Annotated in this window: 26 protein-coding genes; 18 read left to right on the top strand and 8 right to left on the bottom strand. The window is 71.2% G+C overall.

Annotated elements, in window-relative coordinates; all coding sequences use genetic code 11:
• Positions 1 to 12: 12 nt before the first annotated feature.
• Positions 13 to 420, bottom strand: coding sequence for a DUF4190 domain-containing protein (locus F8R89_RS02295; protein ID WP_151782355.1), 408 nt, complete (start codon positions 418 to 420; stop codon positions 13 to 15).
• 176 nt (positions 421 to 596) lie between these two features.
• On the opposite strand from F8R89_RS02295, the gene F8R89_RS02290 reads away from it, so the two are divergent.
• Positions 597 to 806 carry a hypothetical protein gene (locus F8R89_RS02290; RefSeq protein ID WP_225994301.1) on the top strand — a complete coding sequence of 70 codons (210 nt, stop codon included), beginning with the start codon at positions 597 to 599 and terminating at the stop codon, positions 804 to 806.
• Positions 807 to 897: 91 nt separating this feature from the next.
• Here the strand turns inward: F8R89_RS02290 and F8R89_RS02285 are convergent, their stop codons facing one another.
• On the bottom strand, positions 898 to 1,518 hold the full coding sequence (locus F8R89_RS02285) for a TetR/AcrR family transcriptional regulator (RefSeq protein WP_151782354.1): 621 nt from the start codon (positions 1,516 to 1,518) through the stop codon (positions 898 to 900).
• Positions 1,519 to 1,600: 82 nt separating this feature from the next.
• Here F8R89_RS02285 and F8R89_RS02280 point away from each other — a divergent pair, with 82 nt between their 5' ends.
• Positions 1,601 to 2,572 (top strand): NADP-dependent oxidoreductase, encoded by a 972-nt coding sequence (locus F8R89_RS02280; RefSeq protein WP_151782353.1) that lies wholly within the window; start codon positions 1,601 to 1,603, stop codon positions 2,570 to 2,572.
• Positions 2,573 to 2,597: 25 nt separating this feature from the next.
• Here the strand turns inward: F8R89_RS02280 and F8R89_RS02275 are convergent, their stop codons facing one another.
• On the bottom strand, positions 2,598 to 3,518 hold the full coding sequence (locus tag F8R89_RS02275) for an NADP-dependent oxidoreductase (RefSeq protein WP_151782352.1): 921 nt from the start codon (positions 3,516 to 3,518) through the stop codon (positions 2,598 to 2,600).
• Positions 3,519 to 3,993: 475 nt separating this feature from the next.
• Here F8R89_RS02275 and F8R89_RS02270 point away from each other — a divergent pair, with 475 nt between their 5' ends.
• Together F8R89_RS02270 and F8R89_RS02265 are read left to right on the top strand one after the other, a co-directional pair.
• Positions 3,994 to 4,572, top strand: a complete 579-nt coding sequence (locus tag F8R89_RS02270; protein WP_151782351.1) for a dihydrofolate reductase family protein — start codon at positions 3,994 to 3,996, stop codon at positions 4,570 to 4,572.
• 74 nt (positions 4,573 to 4,646) lie between these two features.
• Entirely contained in the window at positions 4,647 to 5,153 is a 507-nt protein-coding gene (locus F8R89_RS02265; protein ID WP_151782350.1) for a DUF3291 domain-containing protein, read from the top strand.
• Between the two features lie 93 nt (positions 5,154 to 5,246).
• Here F8R89_RS02265 and F8R89_RS02260 read toward each other — a convergent pair whose 3' ends face one another.
• A complete protein-coding gene (locus F8R89_RS02260) occupies positions 5,247 to 5,708 on the bottom strand; it encodes a MarR family winged helix-turn-helix transcriptional regulator (RefSeq protein ID WP_151782349.1) in 462 nt (153 codons plus the stop codon).
• Positions 5,709 to 5,789: 81 nt separating this feature from the next.
• On the opposite strand from F8R89_RS02260, the gene F8R89_RS02255 reads away from it, so the two are divergent.
• The 4 genes from F8R89_RS02255 to F8R89_RS02240 all read left to right on the top strand — a co-directional run bounded on the left by F8R89_RS02255 (position 5,790) and on the right by F8R89_RS02240 (position 10,022).
• On the top strand, positions 5,790 to 6,161 hold the full coding sequence (locus F8R89_RS02255) for a VOC family protein (protein ID WP_151782348.1): 372 nt from the start codon (positions 5,790 to 5,792) through the stop codon (positions 6,159 to 6,161).
• A gap of 69 nt (positions 6,162 to 6,230) precedes the next feature.
• Positions 6,231 to 8,168, top strand: coding sequence for a hypothetical protein (locus F8R89_RS02250; RefSeq protein ID WP_151782347.1), 1,938 nt, complete (start codon positions 6,231 to 6,233; stop codon positions 8,166 to 8,168).
• A 22-nt stretch (positions 8,169 to 8,190) separates the two neighbouring features.
• Positions 8,191 to 8,574 (top strand): VOC family protein, encoded by a 384-nt coding sequence (locus F8R89_RS02245; protein WP_151782346.1) that lies wholly within the window; start codon positions 8,191 to 8,193, stop codon positions 8,572 to 8,574.
• Positions 8,575 to 8,837: 263 nt separating this feature from the next.
• A complete protein-coding gene (locus F8R89_RS02240; protein WP_225994300.1) occupies positions 8,838 to 10,022 on the top strand; it encodes a PP2C family protein-serine/threonine phosphatase in 1,185 nt (394 codons plus the stop codon).
• A gap of 99 nt (positions 10,023 to 10,121) precedes the next feature.
• Here the strand turns inward: F8R89_RS02240 and F8R89_RS36550 are convergent, their stop codons facing one another.
• Positions 10,122 to 10,346 (bottom strand): hypothetical protein, encoded by a 225-nt coding sequence (locus tag F8R89_RS36550; RefSeq protein ID WP_151787954.1) that lies wholly within the window; start codon positions 10,344 to 10,346, stop codon positions 10,122 to 10,124.
• Positions 10,347 to 10,391: 45 nt separating this feature from the next.
• Here F8R89_RS36550 and F8R89_RS02230 point away from each other — a divergent pair, with 45 nt between their 5' ends.
• Together F8R89_RS02230 and F8R89_RS02225 are read left to right on the top strand one after the other, a co-directional pair.
• The gene (locus tag F8R89_RS02230; protein ID WP_151782345.1) at positions 10,392 to 11,096 is read left to right on the top strand and encodes a TetR/AcrR family transcriptional regulator; all 705 of its coding nucleotides are present in this window, start codon (positions 10,392 to 10,394) and stop codon (positions 11,094 to 11,096) included.
• A gap of 64 nt (positions 11,097 to 11,160) precedes the next feature.
• Positions 11,161 to 12,114 carry an alpha/beta hydrolase family protein gene (locus F8R89_RS02225; RefSeq protein ID WP_151782344.1) on the top strand — a complete coding sequence of 318 codons (954 nt, stop codon included), beginning with the start codon at positions 11,161 to 11,163 and terminating at the stop codon, positions 12,112 to 12,114.
• Positions 12,115 to 12,131: 17 nt separating this feature from the next.
• On the opposite strand, the gene F8R89_RS02220 is transcribed toward F8R89_RS02225, so the two are convergent.
• Both F8R89_RS02220 and F8R89_RS02215 read right to left on the bottom strand, forming a co-directional pair.
• Entirely contained in the window at positions 12,132 to 13,133 is a 1,002-nt protein-coding gene (locus tag F8R89_RS02220; RefSeq protein WP_151782343.1) for a C45 family autoproteolytic acyltransferase/hydolase, read from the bottom strand.
• A gap of 127 nt (positions 13,134 to 13,260) precedes the next feature.
• Positions 13,261 to 13,824 carry a TetR/AcrR family transcriptional regulator gene (locus F8R89_RS02215; protein WP_151782342.1) on the bottom strand — a complete coding sequence of 188 codons (564 nt, stop codon included), beginning with the start codon at positions 13,822 to 13,824 and terminating at the stop codon, positions 13,261 to 13,263.
• 114 nt (positions 13,825 to 13,938) lie between these two features.
• On the opposite strand from F8R89_RS02215, the gene F8R89_RS02210 reads away from it, so the two are divergent.
• From F8R89_RS02210 to F8R89_RS02200, 3 genes are all read left to right on the top strand, one after another.
• A complete protein-coding gene (locus F8R89_RS02210; protein ID WP_192806026.1) occupies positions 13,939 to 14,952 on the top strand; it encodes an NADP-dependent oxidoreductase in 1,014 nt (337 codons plus the stop codon).
• Between the two features lie 244 nt (positions 14,953 to 15,196).
• Entirely contained in the window at positions 15,197 to 15,943 is a 747-nt protein-coding gene (locus F8R89_RS02205) for an alpha/beta hydrolase (RefSeq protein ID WP_151782341.1), read from the top strand.
• Positions 15,944 to 16,115: 172 nt separating this feature from the next.
• The gene (locus F8R89_RS02200) at positions 16,116 to 17,234 is read left to right on the top strand and encodes a substrate-binding domain-containing protein (protein WP_151782340.1); all 1,119 of its coding nucleotides are present in this window, start codon (positions 16,116 to 16,118) and stop codon (positions 17,232 to 17,234) included.
• On the opposite strand, the gene F8R89_RS02195 is transcribed toward F8R89_RS02200, so the two are convergent.
• Positions 17,191 to 17,676, bottom strand: coding sequence for a MarR family winged helix-turn-helix transcriptional regulator (locus tag F8R89_RS02195; RefSeq protein WP_151782339.1), 486 nt, complete (start codon positions 17,674 to 17,676; stop codon positions 17,191 to 17,193). The genes F8R89_RS02200 and F8R89_RS02195 overlap by 44 nt on opposite strands.
• Before the next feature lie 340 nt (positions 17,677 to 18,016).
• On the opposite strand from F8R89_RS02195, the gene urtA reads away from it, so the two are divergent.
• The 5 genes from urtA (at position 18,017) to urtE (ending at position 22,848) form a co-directional block, all read left to right on the top strand.
• A complete protein-coding gene (gene urtA, locus F8R89_RS02190; RefSeq protein WP_151782338.1) occupies positions 18,017 to 19,270 on the top strand; it encodes an urea ABC transporter substrate-binding protein in 1,254 nt (417 codons plus the stop codon).
• A 93-nt stretch (positions 19,271 to 19,363) separates the two neighbouring features.
• Positions 19,364 to 20,251, top strand: a complete 888-nt coding sequence (urtB, locus tag F8R89_RS02185) for an urea ABC transporter permease subunit UrtB (RefSeq protein WP_151782337.1) — start codon at positions 19,364 to 19,366, stop codon at positions 20,249 to 20,251.
• Positions 20,248 to 21,363 carry an urea ABC transporter permease subunit UrtC gene (gene urtC / locus F8R89_RS02180; protein ID WP_151782336.1) on the top strand — a complete coding sequence of 372 codons (1,116 nt, stop codon included), beginning with the start codon at positions 20,248 to 20,250 and terminating at the stop codon, positions 21,361 to 21,363. Before urtB ends, urtC begins: the two co-directional genes overlap by 4 nt.
• Positions 21,360 to 22,151 carry an urea ABC transporter ATP-binding protein UrtD gene (gene urtD, locus F8R89_RS02175; protein ID WP_151782335.1) on the top strand — a complete coding sequence of 264 codons (792 nt, stop codon included), beginning with the start codon at positions 21,360 to 21,362 and terminating at the stop codon, positions 22,149 to 22,151. The genes urtC and urtD overlap by 4 nt, the downstream gene beginning before the upstream one ends.
• Before the next feature lie 4 nt (positions 22,152 to 22,155).
• Positions 22,156 to 22,848, top strand: coding sequence for an urea ABC transporter ATP-binding subunit UrtE (gene urtE, locus F8R89_RS02170; RefSeq protein WP_151782334.1), 693 nt, complete (start codon positions 22,156 to 22,158; stop codon positions 22,846 to 22,848).
• Positions 22,849 to 22,935 lie beyond the last annotated feature (87 nt).

Here is a 22,935-nt window from a genome sequence, read left to right as displayed (position 1 = left end):
CCGGGCGCAGGCTCACTTCCCGTTGACGTCGCGCTCGAAGTCCTGCGCGCACTGGTCGCGTTCGGCCCGGGTGCCGGCGTGCTGCACGCAGTCGTTGTAGTCCTTGAACTCGTCGGAGGTGAGGAAGGAGACCCCGACCGCGACGATCACCGACGACGCGACGAGCCCCAGCCCACCGAGGATCGCACCCGCGACGGCCATGCCCCGGTGCCGCGCACGTCCCCCACGGGCACGCCGAGCGGCGACGATCCCGAGGACGAGACCGAGCAGGCCCAGGACGACGCCGCCGATGACCGACCAGAAGAGAACGCACGCGGTGATGCCCAGCACCAGCGCCGCGATCGCCAGACCATTGCTCCGGGGAGCCTGCGGCTCGCCCGACGGATCGGAGGAGTAGGTGTTCGGGGTCTGATACGTCATCTGAGTCCTCGCTGCTCCGTGGTTCACGGGGTGACATCCCTGCCGTGCCTCGCTGGCCGTGTGCCCCGGGAACCGCGCGGCATACGCGGTGTCAGACGGCCTGAGCCGCTTGCCCGGAGCTGCCCGCACGGGCCCGCGCCTGCGGGTGCGCGCGTCAACTGCGCTTCGCCGTCGCCTTGTTCGCCCTGAACACCGCGATCCCGGTCTACGCCGTGGACGTGCTGGGACTGCCCGGCTGGACGGCCGGTGCCGTCATCACGCTCAACACCCTGATGGTCGGCTGCGGTCAAGGCGCCGTCGTCGGGCGGCTCGACGGCCGTATCCGCAGCCGCGTGCTCATCGCCGGCCACGGCTGCTTCGCCCTCGGCCACGCCCTGATCCTCTGACGGCGTGTCCGCGCCGGCCGTCGCGGTCGGCGTCGTGCTGCTCGGTGCGGTCAGTTACACCCTCGGCGAGATCGCGTGATGCGCGGGTGGCTCAGCCGACTCGGCCGGTGGGGCGCAGGCCGTCCATGAGGAGGTCCAGGAGGCGGGCGGCCCTGGCTTCGTGGCCGGACGGAGGGGCCACGGTGAAGATGCCGATGAGCGATGCCGCGATGTCCTCGGCGGTGACGTCGGAGCGCAGGTCGCCCGCCGCGCGTCCGGCGTCGAGGATCGTGGTGATGGCCGTCAGCAGCTCGGTGCGGGTCTGCGCGTGGGCGATCTCGCCCGCCTCGACCATCGCGAGGAGGGTGTCGAGCATGCCGTTCTTGGTGGCGATCCACTCCCCGAACAGGTCCATCCAGCGCCGCATCGCCGCAGCCGGGGGGAGCTTGCCGAGGAGGTCGTGGGCCCCGGTGGTCAGCCGGACGACCTGGTCCTGGTAGACCGCGTCGACCAGGGACTCGCGGGTCGGGAAGTGCCGGTAGAGCGTGGCGATGCCGACGCCGGCCTCGGCGGCGATCGCGCGCATGGAGGGCTCCTTGTCGGCCGCCATGAAGACGCGGGTCGCCACGGCGAGGAGCTGTTCGCGGTTGCGGGCGGCGTCCGCACGGGGTGTGCGGGAAGAGCCGGCCCGATCAGAAACGGAACGCGCTCCGTTTGTGCTACGGTCGTTCATGTAAACGGAGCATAGTCCGTTTAGGAGTGCTGCCGGAGAATAGACCGACGTGCTCCGCCTGAGAACCAGGAGGCAGGCGCCCATGCAGGCACACAGCGAGCAGCAGCAGCAACCGCCGGCGGGCGGCAACCGGGCGGCCCGGATGATGTCCTTCGGCGGCCCCGAGATCCTGGACGTCCGCGAGCTCCCGGTGCCGCGGCCCGGACCCGGACAGGTCCGGGTCCGGGTCACCGCCGCTGGCCTCAACCCGATGGACTGGATTATGACCGCCGACGCGGACACCGCCGCCCGCTTCGGCCTGACCCTGCCGGTCGGGTTCGGAACCGACTACGCGGGTGTGATCGACCAGGTCGGTGACGGGGTGACCGGCTTCGCACCTGGCGACCGCGTGTTCGGAGGTGCCCTGTCGCGCGCGATCGCCGACTACGTGGTGGTCGACGCGACCGGGAAGAGCGCGGCGGACGAGGTCCATCACACGCCGGACGGCGTCGACGACCGTACGGCCGCCACTCTCACGATCGCGGGCCGCACCGCGTCCGCCGCCCTCGCCGTGATCGCTCCCGGCCCGGACGACACCGTGCTGATCGGCGGGGCGGGAGGCGGGGTCGGGGTGTTCGCCGTCCAGCTGGCCCGCAGCGCGGGAGCACGCGTCATCGGAACCGGATCGGCGTCGTCGGCCGACCATCTGCGCGCCCTCGGGGCCGAACCGGTCGTCTACGGCGAGGGCCTGGCCGACCGGGTCCGCGCGCTCGCCCCTGACGGCATCACCGCCGCCCTCGACCTGCACGGCACGGACACCGTGCGGGTCGCGAGGGAACTCGGTGTCCCCGACCGCCGTATCTGCACCATCGCCGCCCGGCTCGACGGCATCCCGGCGGCCAACGGAGCGAACGCCACCCCGGACGACCTGCGGAACATCGCCCGCCAGGTCGAGGAGGGCCGCATCCGTGTGCCGATCGCGGGGAGCTTCCCGATCGAGCAGCTCCGCCGCACGGTCCGACTCCAGGCGGCCCGCCACGTCCAGGGCAAGATCGTCATCGAGCTCGGAGTGTGAGCAGACCTGGTCAGTGCCCTTCGCCTCAGCTCTCGGCGACGCGGATGATCGTCTTGCCGTGACCCCGCTTGCCCGGAGCGAACGCCGAAGCCGCCTCCGTCAGGGGGCGGACCTCGCCCACGAGTGGCTTGAGGCGGCCGGTCCGTACCCGTTGTGCCAGGTCCGCCAGGCGGACCCGGTCCGGCTCGACGACGAAGAAGATGCCGCGCCCGGCGCGGGGATGGACGGTGACCGGCTCGGCGATGGTGACCAGGGTGCCGCCGGGGCGGACGAGGGCGGCCGAGCGTTCGAGGATCTCCCCGCCGATCACGTCCAGCACGACGTCCACCTCTCCGACCTCCTCCAGCTTCTCCGCCTCGAGGTCGACGAACGCGTCCGCACCCAGGTCACGGGCGGTCTGGCGGCCGGACGCCCGCCCGGTGCCGATCACCCGCGCGCCCGCCTCCCGCGCCATCTGCACGGCGAGGGAACCGACGCCGCCCGCCGCGCCATGAATGAGCACCGTCTGCCCGGTGGCCAGGTGCGCGTGGTCGAACAGGGCCTGCCAGGCGGTGAGTCCGGAGATCGGCAGGGCGGCGGCCGTGATGTGGTCGACGTCGGCCGGGAGCGGAGCGAGATTGCGTGCCTCGACGGCCGTGTACCGGGCCAGTGAACCGTTGCGAGCCCAGTCGGCCAGACCGAACACACGCTGGCCCACCGTCAGGCCGGTGGTGCCGTAACCGAGCTCGGTGACCACGCCGGACAGCTCGTGGCCGGGCACACTCGGGGTGCGGTCCCGGCCGGCCCGGTCCGTCCAGGTGCTGGGCCAGTCCAGCTCACCCGGGGTGAACCCGGCGGCATGGACCTCGACGATCACGTCGTTCTCGGCGGCGTGCGGATGGGGCAGTTCGGACAGGGCCAGGCCGGCGACACCGGCGTCACGGTCCTGGACGGTGATGGCTTGCATGAGCGGTCCTCGGCGTAGGGGAGACGTTCGGGGAGCGGACATCGCGCCCGGATGACGCGGGCGTCCCCGCGCGGGCCGGTCGCCCGCCGTGCTCGGTCCCGGCAGAGCCGTACCCCCTGTTATCGCACGCGGCGCGGGATGCGGCACGGCCGGCCGATGTCCGTGGTGATCACCTCTCCGACTCTACGAGCGAGGCGGCCCAGGCGTCTGGGCCATTCGCAGCGCCCTTCGGTGGTCCACTTGGCGGCCGTACCCGGCGGATCGAGGCCGTAGGAGTAGATAAGTAAGCCCTTGGAGCAAACAAGTAAGCCCTGGGAGCGGACAAGCAGGGGAGTGGCGGCTTGCTGGTGCCACCCACGTGCACCACGCTGAGCTTCGCGTACGAGAGTCGCCGGCGGCCCCGCGCCGCGCACCGATGAGTTTCCCGCTCCCGGCTGGTCCTCAAGCCGGACATCCACGGTCGGAAGGCTGCGCCATGCGAAGACTGATCTACGGCATGAACCTGACCCTCGACGGCTACATTGCCGCCGCCGGTGACGACATCGGCTGGAGCGGGCCGCCGGGTCCCGAGCTGTTCCAGTTCTGGCTCGACCTCGAGAAGGCGTGCGGGCTGGCGCTGTACGGGCGCAAGCTGTGGGAGACCATGAGCTCCTACTGGCCGACCGGCGACCAGCAGCCCGGGGCCACCCCGGCGGAGATCGAGTTCGCGCGGACCTGGCGGGACACGCCGAAGGTGGTGTTCTCCTCGACCCTCGACAAGGTCGACTGGAACAGCCGCCTGGTCACCGGTGACGCGGTCGCCGAGATCAGCCGGCTCAAGGCGGAGGACGGCGACCCGATGCACATCGGCGGCGCCACACTTGCCGGGGCGGCGATGCGCGCCGGGCTGGTCGACGAGTACGTGGTCGTCACCCACCCGGTCCTGATCGGAGGCGGCACACCGTTCTTCGCCGCGCTGGACGACTGGGTGAACCTGACACTGCTGGAGACGCGGACGTTCCCCGGCGGCGTGGTCATGGCCCGGTACGAGTCGAAGCGCCCCGACGAGGCGTGAACTCCCGCCGCGTGGTGCTCAGTTGGTGAGACAGGGGTACCTCGGTCCGCGCATCCCGACCTAACGTTCGGTACATGACCGACACCGCGTACGAACTCGCCCAGGTGAACATCGCCCGGCTCAAAGCACCCCTGGACACGCCCCTGTTGAAGGACTTCGTCGACCATCTCGACCCGGTCAACGCCGACGCCGACGCCGCCGACGGATTCGTGTGGCGCCTGCAGAGCGAGGAGGGGGACGCGACGGCCATCCCGGTCTTCGGTGACCCGTGGCTGATCATCAACATGTCGGTGTGGCGGGACACCGACGCGCTGACCGCGTTCATGTACCAGGGCCGCCACCGCGAGATGCTCAGCCGCCGGCGCGAGTGGTTCGAGCGCGTCGAGGAGGCCATGACGGCGCTCTGGTGGGTGCCGCAGGGCCACCGCCCCACCGTCGCGGAGGCCGAGTCCCGGCTGCTGCACCTGCGCACCCACGGCCCAAACCCGTACGCCTTCACCCTGCGCACGTCGTTCCCGCCCGGCGGCGCCGAGCCGCTGATCGGCGACGTACCGGAGGGGATGGGCTGCTCGGTGATCTAGGTCTAGAACTGACGGACGTCATTGACAGGCGGGTCTCCCGTCCCCGGGAGACCCGCATGACTGAACGCGAGCTCGCAGGACGCGCCCGCCGGTTCAGTCCGTGAGGGCCTGTGCCAGCCGGTCGAGGTCTTCGAGGAGCGCGGTGAGCCGTTCCACCGGGATCGCGTGGACCATGCGGGTCTCGATGGCGTAGACGGCCTTCTGCGCTCCTTTCAGGCGGCGCATGCCTTCGTCGGTGAGGCTCGCGGGACGGGCGCGGCCGGTGTCGACGGTGGCGGGCCGGGTGAGCAGTCCCTGGTCCTGGAGGCCCCGCAGGACGACGTTCATGGACTGGCGGGTGACGAAGGTGGCGCGGGCGAGGTCCGCGTTCGACATGCCCGGTCGCGCGGCCAGGACTTCCAGGCAGGCGTACTGCGGCACGGTCAGGCCGTGCTCGCGCAGCACCTGGTCCATGGCGCCGCGCAGGGCGGCGTGGGCGCGCTTGAGGCGGTATCCCACGTGATCGAGCACGTCGGCGGCGGGATGCGGCAGCTCCAGATGCGAGGTCTCCTCCATGTCAGCATTTTGACATGGAGGAGGGCCCGGCCTATCGTGAGGTATGTCAAAGTCCTGACATCGACTCGAGGAGCACACGTCATGACCGTCGGCATCAATGGCCCCGACTTCATCGCCCTGCAGGTCCGCGATCTGGAGGCGGCGGCCGAGTTCTGCGAGAAGAACCTCGGTCTGCGCCGGACCCCCGCCTCGCCTCCGGGCGCGGTCGTCTTCGACACCAAGCCCGTCCCCCTGGCCGTACGCGACCCGCTGCCCGGCACCGATCTGGACGCCGGCCGCCCCGGTCTCGGCGTCGCCCTGTGGTTCGCCACTCCCGACACCCAGGCGTTCCACGACCGGCTCAGCGCGAACGGCGTCGAGATCCTCACGCCGATCGTGCCGACCCCGTTCGGGCCGACGTTCTCCTTCGTCGGCCCCGAGGGTTACGTCCTGACCGTGCATCAGGAAGGCTGAACGGGAGGGCCGCGATCCCCCTTCCGCCCTGCCCTTGTCCGTCCGTGGCCGACGGAGGACCATGATCGCGTGTCACCGCGAGGAAACCTCACCGAACTGCTCCTCCGCGCCGGACTCACCGTCGTCGGGGAAGTGCGCCCCGGACGCCTGCTCCCGCCCGAGGCCGGCTGGCGCATCGCCCGGGGTGTCGCGGCGCCGGACGACGCCGTCCGGGACGCGCCGCTCGACGACACATGGTGGCGCCGCCTCGCCTCTCATGGCGACGGCGAGTTCCTGGTGGCCGTCAGCGGGCATCGGATCGGCGGGAACGACGCCTGGTGGACCCGGGTCCGCTCGGCCGACGGCCCGCAGGGCCTGCACGGCCTGCACGGCCTCTCGGGCGGCGCCGGCTTCGTCGCCCTGTCCCTGGACGGGCAGGTGCTGCTCGCGGAGACACCTGAAGCGGGCGGAATCCGGATCACGGCGCTCGACCGGCTGCCCGAACGGTTGGAGGAGGCCGCGGAGACCGCCGGGAGCGAGACCGAGGCCGAGCGCGACGAGGTGTGGGCGGCCGTCCCCGGGACACCGGCACGGCCCGCGCACTGGGCCGAAGGCATCGGACTCAACGCCGCCGCCCCGGACGCGTTGCTCATCGAACTGCTCGACGTGGCACCGGACTTCCTGCACAGCTGCGACCGCCCCGCCGTCCTCGACGCCGCGCTGGCCCACCCCGACCCGGAGGTGCGCAGCCGTACCGCCGACACGTTCCGGCCGAAGCTCACCCCGGAGCAATGGCTACGCCTGATCCGCGCCGAACCGTCGCCGAGCCGCCGCGTCCTCTGGGCCACGCACGCCTGCGCCCGGGGCGTGCACCTCCCCGAGGACCTGTACGACGACCTCCTCACCGGTCCCGCCCGTGCCAAGGCCGCCGGCCTCCCGGGCGTCCCCGCCCGGCACCTGCCCGCCCTCGCGGCCGATGCCGAGCCCGGCGTGCGCGCGGCCGTCTGCGGCCGGTGGGACGACCTCGCCGCACCGGCACGGGAGCGACTGCTGACCGACCCCGACGACACGGTCCGTGCGGCCGCCCTGCTCGCCCACCACCTCACCGTGCCGATGCCGTCCGAGACCCTCACCGCACTGCCCGAGCCCCGGCGCGCGCTCGAACAGTGCCGTCTGGAGCCCGCGCTGGAGGCGGAACTGGTCCGGGACGGGGATACCGACGTACGCCGGGCGCTGGCGGCGAACCCGAGGCTCAGCCCGTCAGGTGTCGCCGTCCTCGCGGGGGACACCTGCGACGACGTCCGCTCGGCCGTGTCGGTGCGCCCCGACCTGACCGAGGAGCAGCGGGCGGCGGTGCGTCACGACGTCGACCTGACGTCGATGTCGTCCACCCTGCCCTGGGTCGAGAACCTGCACGACGACGCCGACGCGATGCGCCGCCTGGCCGCCTCCTCCCACCCGCTCGTCCGCCGCAGCGTGGCCCGTGCCCGGCGCCTCCCGCCGGACGTCGTGGAACGGCTGGCCCGGGACGAGGACCGCGTGGTCCAGCTGTTCCTCGCCGAGTCCTGCGACGACGCACCGGCGGAGATGCTGCTCGAGGTCTGGCGCTGGTGGGACGGCAGCTTCAGCCACCCCGGCCGCCCCCGCGACCACCCCAACTTCCCCCGCACCGGCCTGCTGCGCCACGCCGACGACCCCGACGGGCGGATGCGCAGGCTGGCGCTGGACGATCCGCGGTCCACCCCCGCCGACGTCGCACGCCTGGCCCGCGACCCCGAGCCCGAGGTGCGCCGCCGAGCCGCCGTGGACCCCAGGCTGGCCCCGGCCGACGCCGTACGGCTGCTCAACGACCCGCAGGACTACGTCCGGTCGGCGGCGATCCGCAGCCCGCGGCTTCCGGCACGCGTCCTGTCCGGGCTGCTGCACGACCGTGACACGGCGTACGAGGCGGCCGGCAACCCGGCGATCCCGGTCCCGGTCCTGTACCGCCTCCTGGACTCGGCGGCCGGCAAGGGTGCAGGCCGGTAGCCGATCTGGAAGGCTGGCGCGCATGGTCTCGGTACTGCACAACGTGGCGATCGACTGCGCGGACGCCTATGAACTGGCGGGCTTCTGGAGCAGGGTGACGGGCTGTCCGCTGCACCCCGACGCCGGGCCGGGGGACCGCGAGGTGCAGGTGTCGTTGGCGGAAGGACCGGCGCTCTACTTCAACCAGGTGCCCGAGCCCAAGACGGTCAAGAACCGCCTGCACCTGTGCCTGCGCCCGGAGACGACGCGCGAGCAGGAGGTCGACCGGTTGCTGGGCCTCGGTGCCACCCTCGTCGGCGATCTCCGCGACCCCGACGGCGCGGGCTGGGTCGTCCTCGCGGACCCCGAGGGGAACGAGTTCTGCGTGCTGCGCAGCGAGTCCGACCGGGCGGCGACGACGTTCTGACCGCGTCGGCCACGGCGCCGGCAGGGCGGCGGCCGCGGCGCGTTCGGGTGCCGCACGGACACGGGATCGGCGTCCTCCCTGGAGCAGCGGTCTGCCCGTCATCACATATCCGGAATGTCCGCCCATTAGGATGCGGACCCTGGCGATGATGATCAGTCTGTGACAGGGGTTCGCATGCACGGCACGCGGTGGTCGATCCATGACCAGGACCGTGACCAGGACAGAGGTCGGAGCCAGGGCCAGGGCCGGAGCCGGAGCCGGCGATGAGATGGCCGGACCGACGGAACAGTGCCGACGACACCAGCCGCCATGCGGCACTCCAGGACGACGCGAGCCCGCGGGTGCCCACGCCGTCCGCCTGGATGCGCTGGCTACCGGCGTTGTACGTGGCCGGTGTACTGGCGCTCGAACCGATCACGCCGGTGCAGTGGCCCGTGAGCTTCCTGCTCATCGCGCTGCCGGTCGTCGCCGCCTACGCGCACGGCCCCGCTGTCGTCCTGGCCGTCACCGTCTTCGCCGTCGTACTGGAGGGCGTGCTGGCCGGTACGCCGTGCTGCGCCGGGCGCATGGTGGGCTACCTCTGGGACCGCAACTACGTCGGTGCCTACGTCTGCACCGCCCTCCTGGGGGTGCTCGGCGCCATCCTGGCCTCCCACCGGATACGCCGTGAGCGCACCCTCGCGACCCTGCGCTCGGTGGCCGAGGCGGCGCAGCGCGTGCTGCTGCGCCCCGTGCCCCGCCGGCTGGGCCGGGTCTCGATGGAGGCGCTCTACCTCTCCGCCGCGGCGGAGGCGCGCATCGGTGGTGACCTGTACGAGGCGGTCTCCACCGGGCAGGGAGTCCGCCTGCTCATCGGCGACGTACGAGGGAAAGGTCTGCGCGCGGTGGAGACGGCCGCGGCGATGCTGGGTGCCTTCCGTGAGGCCGCCTATGAGGAGCCCGACCTGGCCGGAGTGGCGCATCGTGTCGAACGGAGCATGAGTCGCCGGGCCGCGCAGTTGCCGGGCAGTGACATGGCGGAGCGCTTCGTCACCGCGGTGTTCGCGGAGGTACCCGATGACGAGCCGGTGGTCCGCCTGGTCAACTGCGGTCACCCGCCCCCACTGCGCCTGGACCCCGAGGGTGTCACCGAACTGCATCCGTCGGACCCCGGCCTTCCCCTGAATCTGGGCGTTCTGCTGGGCGTCGACTACTGCGTGGACGTGATGCCGTTCCGTCCCGGTGACCTGCTGCTGCTCTACACCGACGGCGTGACCGAGACGCGCGACGCGACCGGATCCTTCTATCCGCTGCACGAGCGCATCCGGCCGTGGGTCACCCTGCCGCCGCCCGACCTGCTGAACCGCCTCCACCAGGACCTGGTCACCTTCTCCGACGGCCACCTCGACGACGACATCGCGGCCCTGGCCGCGTACCGCCTGTCGGACGACGCCCTCGACCAGGGCTGACCGTTGCCCTCGGGCACCTTCATGGCCGCGTCTCCCGGCAGCACGACCGGCACCTGCCGCAACGCGGCCCTGCGGCACGAAGCCCGGTGGCGCGGTGGTCTACCCCATGACCGCACGGGCAGCGTCCAGAAACGCCAGCCGTCTGCCCTCCAGGAAGTCCCGCACGCTCTCGCCGTCCGGCAGGCCCTCCCATTCCGTCGGCAGGGTGTAGGCGCACCGTTCGGCCTCCGCCGACACCTCGATGAACCGCTCCAGCAGCGCCAGCCGTTCCCCGCGCCGGGCCTCCGACAGGCCGATCCGATGCCGCTGCTGTTCGGCGCTTATATAGCGCTGATATAACTTTCGGCGAAGACGGTGTACTGTTGATACATGAGCACGGATATCAAGCAGACCCGGGACCGGATCATCGAGGTCGCCGCCGAACTGCTGGCGGCTTCGGCGAGCGGGCAGATCTCGACGCGCGAAGTGTGCGACGGCGCCGGTGTCAGGCCCCCGACGCTCTACCACCACTTCGGTGACAAGGACGGACTGCTCCAGGCCGTGGTCACCGACGGATTCGAGCGCTATCTCGCCCGTAAGCGGTCTCTGGGAACGACCGGCGACCTCGCCAGGGACTTCCGGCGCGGCTGGGACATGCACGTGGAGTTCGGCGTCACAAACCCCGCGCTCTACCACGTCATGTACGGCCAGCCAGGCAAGGGACGGACGACGCCGGCGGCCGAGGCGGCACACGCCGACCTCGTCGCGATGATGCGTGAACTGGACGACGCGGGGCGGCTCCGGCTGCCCGCCGAAGTGGCGGCCGGTGTCGTGGAGGCGGCCGCGGTGGGCGCGACCTTCCAACTGATCCGCACCGGCGGAACGGCCGACGATCCCGTGTGCGCGCTCGTACGCGACACCGTCGCCGAGGCCGTCATCGCCCCGGCCCGCACCTACACGGCCCCTCCCACGACACCGCGACTCCAGCAGGCCGCGGCGCGGTTGAGCGCCGAGCTGCCGCACGGCCCGGTCGCCTCGCTGCGGGCCTCGGAGACGGCACTCCTGCACGAGTGGCTCGCCGAGCTCGCCGGCTGACCGACCCGTACCGTCTCGTCGCCGCACCTGCCCCATGAAGCCAAGCCCCCGAAGGGACACGAACATGACCACCACTCAGGAACAGCCGCAGCACACCAGGACCGAAGAGGAGATCCAGCACATCCTCGACGGGGTCGCGGAAGGCTTCGCGCACCCGATCCGTTCCCCGATCCTGAAGACCCCGGCCGACTACGGACTGGCGTACGAGGAGGTGACCTTCCCCTCCCTGGACGGCGTCCCGCTGGAGGCCTGGTACATCCCTCGCGAAGGCTCGACCAAGCTGGTCATCGCGAACCATCCCCTGTGGTTCAACCGCTACGGCTTCCCCGCCCACCTGGAGCCCTGGAAGTCGATCGGCGCCCTGGCGGGCAACGACTTCGAGGTCGACTTCGTCCCCGACTACCGGATCCTCCACGAGGCCGGGTACAACGTCCTCACCTACGACATGCGCAACTTCGGGCACAGCGGATCCGGCAACGGGGGAATCGGCAGCGGAGGCCGCTTCGAGGCACGTGACGTCGTCGGTTCACTCCTGTACGCGCGCGGCGACGAGCGGCTCAAGGACATGACCATCGGGCTGTTCAGCCGCTGCCAGGGCTCCAACGCGACCATGTTCGCCATGCAGCGGTACCCCGAGCACTTCGAGGACGTCCGCTGTGTGGTCTCCCCGCAGCCACTGTCCGTCGGCGTGGCCATGCGGTCCACGCTCGACCTGCTGGGACTCGGCGACCGCATCGACGAGCTGGAGCAGCGGATCCGGCTCATGGTGAGCTTCGGCTTCGACGAGATGTCGCCCGTCGAGGCCGCGAAGAGCGTCACCGTTCCGACGTTCCTGTACCAGGTCCACGACGACCCGATGACCCGGCCGAGCGATGTGCAGGCCATGTTCGACAACATCCCGATCGAGGAGAAGAAGCTCCTCTGGATCCACGGCACGACGGCACGCTGGGACGGCTACCTCCACTTCCAGCGTGAGCCCGAGCAGATGCTGGAGTGGTTCGCCACGTACATGCGCTGACCTGTGCGTTCGGACGGTCAGGAGTACTTGTCCGTACCCGTGTCCGTGCCCGTGCTCTGGGCCTGGGCCTGGGTCTGGGCCTGCGCCAGGGTCACGGTGCGGGATCCGGGTGTGAAGTCGCCGAAGGACTGCTGCCAGGACTCACCGGGCCAGTAGTACGTCACACGGCCCTCGACCGGCCGATAGCGGGCTGTGTAGAGCGTTCGCGACCCCTGCTCGTCGACCGGTCGATACAGTGGCGGCCGCAGCATCGCCGCCACGTCGTCCGCACCCGCGGCGCGTACGGCACGCAGCCGCTCCTGCGTCCGCAAGGCCCGCTCCTGCTCGTCGGTCACCGGCAGGTGCTGGTGGTTGGCGGCGCAGGCGTCCGGTGCCACCGTCGGCGGTATGTCCGGCCCCACGAACACCGTCACCGCCTTCCCGGCATCGACAAGGGTGAGGTTCTGGGGGACGGCGACCGGCAGGGACCGAAGCCTGCTGACCGCCTCATCCACGGAGTCGCACGTCTCCAGCAGGTAGCGCACCACGATGAGGACGGCGAAGCCACGTCCGCAGGCGGAGCGTCCGCCCCACGTGACCGAGACCGCGAGGCCGGCGTCGTTCATCCCGTCGAGCAGGCCCCACAGCACGTCCTGCATCCCGATCACGGGGCGCAGGAAGTGCGAGGAGACGATGGTTCCCTCGCACTGGTCGGGCGGCATGTCGTAGTTGCGCAGCAGCGTGCCGTTCCGACCGATCTGGGTGCAGGCCTGGGAGAACGGCCGCAGCGCCGCGTGGGTGAGGAAGGCTTCCGCCTCGGGCCGGTCGAGTTGGGCGGCCAAGCGGTCCAGGACCGGGACCAGTTCCGGCATGTGCGCACCGAACAGCTCCCGAACGCGCTGCGCGCCCTGTGGAGTTCGGCCCTCTGCGGTCAGCAACCCCTCCATCTCCGGCCACAGGGGCCGGGCGTAGGCGGCCCACCGCCCGTCACCGCCGTCGCCCACCTCGATCGCCCGGAACGTCTTGCCCTGGTGCCGCACAGCCGCCACCCCCTGCGAGAGATCGGACGAGAAGACCGGACGAGATCAGGGCAACATAGTCAATTCGGCGAGCAATCACCATGTGGGCGCCAGGGCGCCAGGGCGCCGGGGAAGGGGCCTCACGCGGTCACCGCGATGCGTTCGCCGCTCCGTGCAGCACGGCGCCCGCGACCACGTCGATGAGGCGATCGGCACGCGGCGCGAGCGAGGGCTGGTCGCCGAGCCAGGCCAGCATGGCGATCAGGGCGAACAGGTCCTCCCCGTCGATGTCCTTCCGCGCCACACCGGCGTCCTGGGCCCGCGTGAGCAGCCGGGTACCTGCCGCGCGCAGCGTGACGCAGGAAGCGTGCAGCGCGGACTCCTCGTCCTCGATGGCGGCCGCCATCAGCACGGTGACACCCCGGTACGTGGTCGTCCACGCGACGCAGTCACGGGTCCACGAGACCAGTGCGTCCTCGGGGGAGTCCGCCGCCTCGAACTCGGCCGCCTTCGCGGTGAGTTCCTCGAAGCTCGCGTGGAGCAGCGCCTCCAGCAGGGCCTCGCGGGTCGGGAAGTGACGCAGTAGTGTCGCCAGCCCGACTCCGGCCCGGCGTGCGATGTCGCGCATGGACGCGTCCACGCCCTGCTCGGCGATGGCGGTGCCCGCGACCGTCAGCAGATGGTCGCGGTTCTTCTTGGCGTCGGCTCGCATGGGTCCCCTCGTTTGACTAAACGGATCAGTGATCCATATATTCGGATCAGTGAACCGGATATGTGGATCGCCGATCCATATAAGTGTACGCCGCCCGCTGAGCTGGAGAAAACGATGCCGACGCCCACGATGAACGCCATCCGCCTGCACGACTTCGGCGGTCCCGAGGTGCTGCGCCACGAGCGCGTGCCGATCCCCGTGCCCGCGCCGGGCGAGGTCCTCGTCCGCGTGCACGCGGCCGGGCTCAATCCGCCCGACTGGTACGTGCGCGACGGCATGCCCGGCATCCCCGCGGAGTTCAGGCCGCCGTTCGACCTGCCACTGATCCCCGGAACCGACATCTCCGGCGTCGTGGAGGCCGCCGCCGCCGACGTCCACGACTTCGCGCCCGGCGACGAGGTGATCGGCATGCTGCGCTTCCCCGTCCTGATGCAGAGCGGGGGATACGCCGAGTACGTCACGGCCCCGGCGTCCGACCTCGCCCCCAAGCCGGCCTCCGTCGACCACGCGCACGCCGCTGGACTGCCCATGTCGGGGCTCACGGCATGGCAGTACCTGATCGAGGTCGGGCACGATCACCCCTCGCCCTTCCAGGAGGCCGCGCACCGGCCCGTACGGCTGGGCGGCGACACGACCGTACTCGTCAACGGCGCCGCCGGAGGCGTGGGCCACCTCGCTCTCCAGCTGGCGAAGGGGAAGGGCGCCCACGTCATCGCCGTGGCGTCCGGCCCTCACGAGACGTTCCTGCGCGAACTGGGCGCCGACGAGTTCATCGACTACACGCGACAGCGGCCCGAGGACGCCGTGCGGGACGCCGACCTGGTCCTGGACGCCGTCGGCGGCCCCACCAGCCGGCGCTTCCTGCGCACGCTCAAGCGGGGAGGCGCCCTCTTCCCGGTCTACTTCGGCGAGTTCGACGACGAGGAGAACGCGAAACTGGGCGTCACCGTGACCGGCACGCAGGTCCGCGCGAACGGTACCCAGCTCGCCGAACTGTCACGCCTGGTCGACGCGGGCGCGCTCCGCGTCGCGATCGACAGCGCGTACCCGCTCGCCGACGCCCAAGCAGCACACGAACGCGCCGCCCAGGGGCACATCCAGGGCAAGATCGTCCTCACGGTCGCCTGACGCCGGCGGTCACGGACAGGCACGGGTACGGATCTCGGTCCGTGGCGGCCGACCTGCCCGGACGGCGCGGAAAATCGCTTGGCGTACGACGAGGGGCCTTGCTAGGTTCGCCGAGGCCGTGCGAGAGAGCGAGGAGGTGGTACCCGTGAACATATCGACGTGGGTGCTCTCCTCAGGGGTCACGGTCGGGCGATAGGTCGTCGTCCGGGAGCGCCGTCGCAGCGCATTCCCGAAAGGCACGACCATGCACCTTCACTTCACCACCGAACGCCACCTCGACGACGGCGTCCTCGAGCGCGCCTTCACCCTGGGTGAGATCCCCGGCATCCTCTGGACCCCCGCATCCGCCACCGCCTCCGCCCCGGTACCGCTGATCCTGCTCGGCCACCCCCCGCTCGGGCTGGACAGGATGTACCCGCGCCTGGTGGCACGGGCCCGGCACGCGGCGGCCGACGGTTTCGCCACGGCCACCATCGAGCTCCCGGGCAGCGGCGACCGACCCCGTTGGGACACCCTCGACGAGGCCCGCTCCGCACTGCGCCAGGTCAAGGAGGCCGGTGAGCCGGTCGGCGACGAGATCATCGACGCCCTGATCCTGCCGCTCGTCGACAAGGCGGTCCCGGAGTGGCGGTCCGCGCTGGACGCCCTCCTGGCCCTGCCCGAGATCGAGGGCCGTGTCGGGTACTCGGGAGGGATCATCTCGATCGGCGTGCGCCTCGCGGCGGTCGACGCCCGCATCGCGGCCGCCGGCCTCTTCGCCGGCAGTTTCGTGCCCCGCGCGATCCTCGAGGAGGCCCGCCGGGTCACCATCCCGCTGCACGTCCTGCTGCAGTGGGACGACGAAGGCAACGACCGGCAGGCGTCCCTGGACCTGTTCGACGCCTTCGCCTCCAAGGAGAAGACCCTGCAGGCCAACATGGGCGGACACACCGGCGTCCCGCAGTACGCGGGAGACGCCGCGGCCCACTTCTTCACCCGGCACCTGAAGTGACGCCGGACGGCCGCCTCCCCTCAGGCCGTCCGTAGGAAGCGCCGCAGGCGAGAGAGGAGGCCCGCCCGGGGGCGGAGGGACGGGAGAGCAGGCCGTGCGCCGCATCGACGCGCCGGTCTCAGGGAGCGAACGGCCGCTTGGGCCCGGCAGGGCGGGCCGCCATCATGGGGCCATGCACCGGCCGCCCCTCCGTCTCCCCGCCCCCGAGTGGTTCACGGCCGACGCGTCGACCCTGAACATCGCGCTCGTGTATCCGATGCAGGGGCCCGCCGGCATCTTCGGTCCCACCTGTGAGGCGTGTGCGCGGCTGGCCGTCGAGGAGGTCAACCGGGCGGGCGGTGTGCTCGGCAAGGAGATGCGGCTGCTGGAGGTCGACGGCGGGGCGGATCCCCGGCGGGTCGCGGACGAGGTCGAGGCGCTGGTGGCGACGGGCGCGGTGCAGGGGGTCACCGGCTGGCACATCTCCTCGGTACGGCAGGCCGTCGCGCCACGCGTCGCGCACCGGGTGCCGTACGTCTACACCGCCCTCTACGAGGGAGGCGAGCGCACCGACGGCGTCTTCCTCACCAGTGAGACGCCCGCCTGGCAACTCCTGCCCGCGATACGGCTGCTCGCCGAGGAGCGGGGCGTGCGCCGCTGGTTCGTCGTCGGCAACGACTACGTCTGGCCCCGGCGTACCGCCCGCGCCGCCCGCCGTTACGCCCGCGCGAGTCTGGGCCGGGTCTGCGGCGAGGCGTATCTGCCCCTGGGGACCGACGACTTCGACGGCCTGTTGCGGCGCATCGAGCGGGCGGACGCCGACGGGGTGCTGATGCTGCTGGTGGGCAGTGACGCGGTCCGCTTCAACCGTGCCTTCGCCGCCGCCGGACTCGACCAGCGCTGCCTGAGGCTGAGCACGCTCATGGACGAGAACATGCTGCTGGCGAGCGGCCCCGAGGCGACCGTCGACCTCTACAGCACGGCCGGCTACTTCGCCTCACTCGCCGACCGCAACACCCTGGACTTCCACGGGAGTTACGCCCGCCGTTTCGGCGTGGACGCGCCGGTGCCCGGCAGCCTCGGCGAGTCCTGCTACGAGGGCGTCCTGCTGCTCGCGGCGCTCATCGAACGGGCCCGCACCCTGGACGTGTCCGCCATCGGCGCGGCCGCCGAGAACGTCGCCTACGAAGGTCCGCGCGGCCTGCTGAGCCTGGACGGACGGCATGTGCGCCAGCGCATCTACCTGGCGCGGGCCGACGGGCTCGACTTCACCGTCCTCGCCCAACTCCGCGCTCCGCACGAGCTGTTGTGAACGGGCCGTCCCGTCCCTCCAGGGCGCCGGCGAGCTGATCGAGCAGGGCCTTGAGCTCCTCCTCGCCTTCCCCTGCCGGGAAGCCCGCCTCGTCCCAGTCGGCCCGGACCGCTCGCGACACCTGCTGCCAGCGCTGCGTACCGCGCGGCGTCAGCTGCGCCAGCACCCGGCGCCGGTCGGCCGGGTCGATCCGACGGAACACCAGGTTCTGGTCGACGAGTTGATCCATCAGCTTGGTCAGGGTCGGGGCCGGCAGAAAGGCGTGGTCGGCGAGGGCCGTCATGCTGTGCCCCTCGCCGTCGGAGAGCAGATCGAGCACCCGCCACGCCTCGACGGAACAGTCGAACGCGTCGAGCACGGACCGGATCCGGCCCACCGAAAGGCGCTCGGCCCGCGTCAGCAGATGCAGCAGTTCCTGGGGCCGCCGGGGCCGCCTCGCCATCGCACTCCTCAGCATGCGTCCGGGGTACGCCCCCGCCATGGGGACGTCACGAGCGTACCTCTCAACGCATCGGCCATGACAAGGCATTGCGGCAATCTGATCCTTTCCCCGGGAAGCAATAAATGCGGCCGATAAGGCCGTTGGATACTGGTCCTCAATTCCGCGGAAACACCGTGGAAACAGTTTCGCCGCAGGCTGTGGACGCACTTCAGCGACCAGCCCGGAGGCCACCCCGCAACGGCTGGTGGCCCGCGCGCCATCGCCGCCCGCCGCTCTGAAGAGTGTTCCACCCCGCCCTCCATCCGTTCCTCGACAGCCCCTTCGGGCAAGGAGGTTCTGCATGTCAGGCCCCAGCATCAGCCGGCGCGGTCTGCTGACCGGTCTCACCGTCCTCGGTACGTCCGCCGCCCTCAGCGCCTGCGGCGCCAAGACCGGCAGCGACACCTCGTCCGCCGCCGGCGCGAAGGCCGACACCTCGGGTGACACCGTGAAGGTGGGTCTGCTGAACTCGCTTTCGGGCACCATGGCCATCAGCGAGGTGACCGTTCACAACGCCCTGCTGCTCGCCGTCAAGGAAATCAACGCCGCCGGTGGCGTTCTCGGAAAGAAACTCGATCCGGTCAGCCAGGACGGCGCCTCCGACTGGCCCACCTTCGCCGAGAAGGCGCAGACCCTCATCACGGACTCCAAGGTCGTCGCCACCTTCGGCTGCTGGACCTCCGCCAGCCGCAAGGCCGTCAAGCCGGTCTTCGAACGCAACAAGTCGCTGCTGTTCTACCCCGTGCAGTACGAGGGCCTGGAGCAGTCCCCGTACATCTTCTACGTCGGCGCCACCACCAACCAGCAGATCGTCCCCGGCCTCGACTACCTCAAGAAGCAGGGACTCACCAAGATCTACCTCGTCGGCAGCGACTACGTCTTCCCGCGCACCGCCAACAAGGAGATCAGGGCGTACGCGAAGGCCCACGGCATGGAGGTGGTCGGCGAGGACTACGCGCCGCTCGGCTCCACCGAGTTCAGCACCATCGTCAACAAGGTCAAGGACGCCGGCGCGGACGCCGTGTTCAACACCCTCAACGGCGACAGCAACGTGGCCTTCTTCAAGGAGTACAAGTCGGCGGGGCTCACCGCGAAGAGCCTGCCGGTGCTGTCGGTGTCCATCGCCGAGGAGGAGGTGAAGAGCATCGGAACCCAGTACCTGGAGGGCCAGTTGACGGCCTGGAACTACTACCAGACCACCCCCGGCGAGGCGAACGCGAAGTTCGTGAAGGCGTACCAGGCCGCCTACGGCAAGAGCAAGCCGACGTCCGACCCGATGGAGGCCGCCTACACCTCCGTGTACCTGTGGAAGGCCATGGTCGAGAAGGCCGGCTCCTTCGACGTGGCCGAGGTGAAGGCCGCCGCGGACGGCATCACCTTCGACGCCCCCGAGGGCACGGTCACCGTCGACGGCGCCACCCAGCACGTCCACAAGACGGCCCGCATCGGCAAGGTGGGCGCGGACGGCCAGATCACCGAGGTGTGGAACTCGGGGAAGCCGATCAAGCCGGACCCGTACCTCAAGGGCTACGACTGGGCCTCCGGTCTGTCCTGAACGACCCCGGCCCTTCGCGGCGGGACCCGGCCTCACCCCCCAGGCCGGGCCCGCCCCGCGCCCGCACCCCCGTCCCCGATCCGGAGCCGCCTCATGACGGTCGTCCTCAACCAGTCCTTCACCGGCATCAGCATCGGTGCCGTCCTGCTGCTCATCGCCCTCGGACTCACCCTGACCTTCGGGCAGATGGGCGTCATCAACATGGCGCACGGCGAGTTCATCATGGCCGGCGCCTACACCACGTACGTCCTCCAGCAGTCCGTCAGCAGCGCCGGCGTCTCCCTGCTCGTCGCCCTGCCGCTCGCCTTCCTCGTCGCCGGGACCATGGGAGCCCTCCTGGAGTGGCTGCTCATCCGGCGCCTCTACACCCGCCCCCTGGACACCCTCCTCGTCACCTGGGGCGTCTCCCTCATGCTCCAGCAGCTCGCCCGGGACGTGTTCGGCGCGCCCAACGTGCAGACCACCGCACCCGACGTGCTGACCGGCCACATCGGCGTGGGAGGCGGCATCACCCTCGCCAACAACCGCCTGTTCATCCTGGGCCTCGCCCTGCTGTGCGTCCTCGCCCTCACCCTGATCCTCCGGCTCACCCCGCTCGGCCGCCGTATCCGGGCCGTCGTCCAGAACCGCGACCTCGCCGAGGTGTCCGGCATCGCCACCGGCCGCGTCGACCGCACCACGTTCTTCATCGGCTCGGGCCTCGCGGGCGTGGCCGGTGTCGCGCTCACCCTGGTCGGCCCGATCGGCCCGACGATGGGCACCAACTACATCGTCGACGCCTTCCTCGTCGTGGTCGTCGGCGGCATCGCCCAGCTCAAGGGCAGCGTCATCACCGCCTTCGCGCTCGGCGTCCTCCAGTCCGTGCTGGAGTACTCCACGACCGTCAGCGTCGCCAAGGTCGTCGTCCTCGTGGCGATCGTCGTCTTCCTCCAGTGGCGACCCCAGGGCCTGTACACACTGCGCACCCGGAGCCTGGCATGACGACAACCACCACACCCGCCACCCCCACCGCCACGCAAGCATCGCCCCTCGAACGCTTCCGCGTGCCCGGCGCCTTCCTCCTCGGGGCCGTCCTCCTGCTCGGCGTCGCCCCGCTCGCCCTCTCCGACTTCCGGCTCAACCTCCTCGCCAAATACCTGTGTTACGCCATCGTCGCCGTCGGCGTGAGCCTCGCCTGGGGCCGCGGCGGACTGCTGGTCCTCGGCCAGGGCGTCTTCTTCGGGCTCGGCGGCTACGCCATGGCGATGCACCTCAAACTCGCCGACGCCGCCGCCACCGGCCAGACCCTCCCCGACTTCATGCAGCTGTACGGCACAGGTGACGCGCTGCCCTGGTGGTGGCGACCGTTCGCCAACCCCGCCTTCGCCCTCGCCATGACCGTTCTGCTGCCGATGACGGTGGCCGCCCTGCTCGGCTTCTTCGTGTTCCGCCGCCGGGTGAAGGGCGCCTACTTCGCCATCCTCAGCCAGGCGCTCGCCGCCGCGTTCGCCATCTGGCTCGTCGGCCAGCAGGCCACCACGGGCGGCACCAACGGCCTCACCGACATTCAGGGCTTCTTCGGCTACGACCTCGACGACCCGGTCAACCAGCGCATGGTGTACCTCGTCATCGCGGCCGCGCTGCTGCTCCTGATGGCCGCCGCCCGCCAGCTGTTCGTAAGCCGCTACGGCGAACTCCTCGTCGCCGCACGGGACTCCGAGGAGCGGGTGCGCTTCCTCGGGTACAACCCGGCCAACGTGAAGCTGGTGGCGTACGTCGTCGCCGCCGGCATGGCGGGCCTCGCCGGCGCCCTCTTCGTCCCCGCCGTCGGGATCATCTCCCCGGCGCTGATCGGCATCGTGCCGTCCATCGGCTTCGTCATCGGCGCGGCGGTCGGCGGCCGGGCCAGCCTGGTCGGTGCCGTGCTCGGCGCGATAGCGGTCGCCTGGACGCAGAGCACGCTGTCCGACGCCTACCCGGCCGCCTGGACCTACCTCCAGGGCCTGCTGTTCGTGCTGGCGGTCGGCTTCCTGCCCGGCGGGCTCGCCTCACTGACGACCGTCCTGCGGCGCGGGCGCCGCACCCCCGCCCCGACGACCGGAGGGACAGCATGAGCGGCGAAGGACTGACCGTCCGCGACCTGCGGGTCACGTTCGACGGCTTCACGGCCGTCGACGGCGTGGACCTGGACATCCGCCCCGGCGACCTGCGCTTCCTCATCGGCCCGAACGGCGCCGGCAAGACCACCCTGGTCGACGCCGTCACCGGCCTGGTGAAGGCCACCGGGTCGGTCCGCTTCGGCGGCGAGGAACTGCTGGGCAAACCCGTGCACCGCATCGCACGCCTCGGCATCGGCCGTACCTTCCAGACCGCCACGGTCTTCGAGGAGCTGACCGTCCTGCAGAACCTCGACATCGCCGCCGGAGCGGGACGCGGGCCGCTCACGATGCTGCGGCGCCGCAAGGGCGTGCCCGAGGAGGTGACGCGGGCCCTGGAGACCACCGGCCTCACCGACCTGCGCGACCGCCCGGCGGGCGTGCTCGCCCACGGCCAGAAGCAGTGGCTGGAGATCGGCATGCTGCTCGTGAAGGACGTGGAACTCCTGCTGCTGGACGAGCCGGTCGCCGGCATGAGCCACGACGAACGCGACGCCACGGGCCGGTTGCTGCAACGTGTCAGCGAGGACCGTACGGTCGTCGTCATCGAGCACGACATGGACTTCATGCGCTCCTTCGCCCGCAGCGTCAGCGTCCTGCACGCCGGCAAGGTGCTCAGCGAGGGCTCCGTCACCGAGGTCCAGGCCGACGCCAAGGTCCAGGAGGTCTACCTCGGCCGCGCCAGCGAGCCGTCACCCGAGCCGGTGCCCCGGCCCGCCGCCGTCCCCGTCCCCGAGGAGGCGTGACCCCATGCTTCAGATCAACTCGGTCCAGGCAGCCTACGACCGCACCACCGTCCTGCACGGCGTGACGGTCGACGTACCGACCGACGGCGTCGCGGCGGTCCTCGGCCACAACGGCGCCGGCAAGAGCACCCTGCTCAGGGCGGTGATGGGACTGATCCTGCCGGCCGGCGGCACGGTCCTGCTCGACGGCGAGGACATCACCCGCCTGGCCCCGCACCAACGGGTCGCGCGGGGAATGGCGTACGTCCCGCAGGGCCAGCAGTCCTTCCCGCACCTCACCACCGCCGAGAACCTCCAACTCGTCGCCGACGGACGCCGGGACGGGAAGGAGGCCGTCGCCGAGGCACTGGACCTCTTCCCGGTCCTGCGGGAGCTGTCCGGCCGGCGCGCCGGCCTCCTCTCCGGCGGCCAGCGCCAGCAACTCGCCATCGCCAGGGCCCTGATCACCCGGCCCCGGCTGCTGCTCCTGGACGAACCGACGGAGGGCATCCAGCCGTCCGTCGTCGCCGAGATCGAGGAGACGATCCTCGCCCTGACCCGCCGCGGCGGCCTGTCCGTGCTCCTCGTCGAACAACACGTCGGCTTCGCCATGCGGGCCGCCCAGCGTTACCACGTCCTGGAGGCCGGCCGCGTCACGTCCTCGGGGGAGGGGGGAGCGGAGTCCGAGCAGACGGTACGGGAGGCGCTGAGCGTGTGACGGGCTTCCCCGCCCTGTGCGGTGAGGTCCCGGCAGTGTCGTCCCCCCGAACGTTGCCGCAGTCAGCCCCTGCCCGCCCCCTCGGGC

Source organism: Streptomyces sp. SS1-1 (assembly GCF_008973465.1).
GTDB lineage: Bacteria > Actinomycetota > Actinomycetes > Streptomycetales > Streptomycetaceae > Streptomyces.
Note: the sequence above shows the minus strand (reverse complement) of the source record. Positions and strands in the feature narration are given on the sequence as shown.

Excerpts from the sequence above, each read along its gene's own strand:
- F8R89_RS02295 (WP_151782355.1), bottom strand. The coding sequence starts at position 420 with ATGACGTATCAGACCCCGAACACCTACTCCTCCGATCCGTCGGGCGAG.
- F8R89_RS02285 (WP_151782354.1), bottom strand. The coding sequence starts at position 1,518 with ATGAACGACCGTAGCACAAACGGAGCGCGTTCCGTTTCTGATCGGGCC.
- F8R89_RS02280 (WP_151782353.1), top strand. The coding sequence starts at position 1,601 with ATGCAGGCACACAGCGAGCAGCAGCAGCAACCGCCGGCGGGCGGCAAC.
- F8R89_RS02275 (WP_151782352.1), bottom strand. The coding sequence starts at position 3,518 with ATGCAAGCCATCACCGTCCAGGACCGTGACGCCGGTGTCGCCGGCCTG.
- F8R89_RS02270 (WP_151782351.1), top strand. The coding sequence starts at position 3,994 with ATGCGAAGACTGATCTACGGCATGAACCTGACCCTCGACGGCTACATT.
- F8R89_RS02265 (WP_151782350.1), top strand. The coding sequence starts at position 4,647 with ATGACCGACACCGCGTACGAACTCGCCCAGGTGAACATCGCCCGGCTC.
- F8R89_RS02260 (WP_151782349.1), bottom strand. The coding sequence starts at position 5,708 with ATGGAGGAGACCTCGCATCTGGAGCTGCCGCATCCCGCCGCCGACGTG.
- F8R89_RS02255 (WP_151782348.1), top strand. The coding sequence starts at position 5,790 with ATGACCGTCGGCATCAATGGCCCCGACTTCATCGCCCTGCAGGTCCGC.
- F8R89_RS02245 (WP_151782346.1), top strand. The coding sequence starts at position 8,191 with ATGGTCTCGGTACTGCACAACGTGGCGATCGACTGCGCGGACGCCTAT.
- F8R89_RS02240 (WP_225994300.1), top strand. The coding sequence starts at position 8,838 with ATGAGATGGCCGGACCGACGGAACAGTGCCGACGACACCAGCCGCCAT.
- F8R89_RS02230 (WP_151782345.1), top strand. The coding sequence starts at position 10,392 with ATGAGCACGGATATCAAGCAGACCCGGGACCGGATCATCGAGGTCGCC.
- F8R89_RS02225 (WP_151782344.1), top strand. The coding sequence starts at position 11,161 with ATGACCACCACTCAGGAACAGCCGCAGCACACCAGGACCGAAGAGGAG.
- F8R89_RS02215 (WP_151782342.1), bottom strand. The coding sequence starts at position 13,824 with ATGCGAGCCGACGCCAAGAAGAACCGCGACCATCTGCTGACGGTCGCG.
- F8R89_RS02210 (WP_192806026.1), top strand. The coding sequence starts at position 13,939 with ATGCCGACGCCCACGATGAACGCCATCCGCCTGCACGACTTCGGCGGT.
- F8R89_RS02205 (WP_151782341.1), top strand. The coding sequence starts at position 15,197 with ATGCACCTTCACTTCACCACCGAACGCCACCTCGACGACGGCGTCCTC.
- F8R89_RS02200 (WP_151782340.1), top strand. The coding sequence starts at position 16,116 with ATGCACCGGCCGCCCCTCCGTCTCCCCGCCCCCGAGTGGTTCACGGCC.
- F8R89_RS02195 (WP_151782339.1), bottom strand. The coding sequence starts at position 17,676 with ATGGCGAGGCGGCCCCGGCGGCCCCAGGAACTGCTGCATCTGCTGACG.
- urtA (WP_151782338.1), top strand. The coding sequence starts at position 18,017 with ATGTCAGGCCCCAGCATCAGCCGGCGCGGTCTGCTGACCGGTCTCACC.
- urtB (WP_151782337.1), top strand. The coding sequence starts at position 19,364 with ATGACGGTCGTCCTCAACCAGTCCTTCACCGGCATCAGCATCGGTGCC.
- urtC (WP_151782336.1), top strand. The coding sequence starts at position 20,248 with ATGACGACAACCACCACACCCGCCACCCCCACCGCCACGCAAGCATCG.
- urtD (WP_151782335.1), top strand. The coding sequence starts at position 21,360 with ATGAGCGGCGAAGGACTGACCGTCCGCGACCTGCGGGTCACGTTCGAC.
- urtE (WP_151782334.1), top strand. The coding sequence starts at position 22,156 with ATGCTTCAGATCAACTCGGTCCAGGCAGCCTACGACCGCACCACCGTC.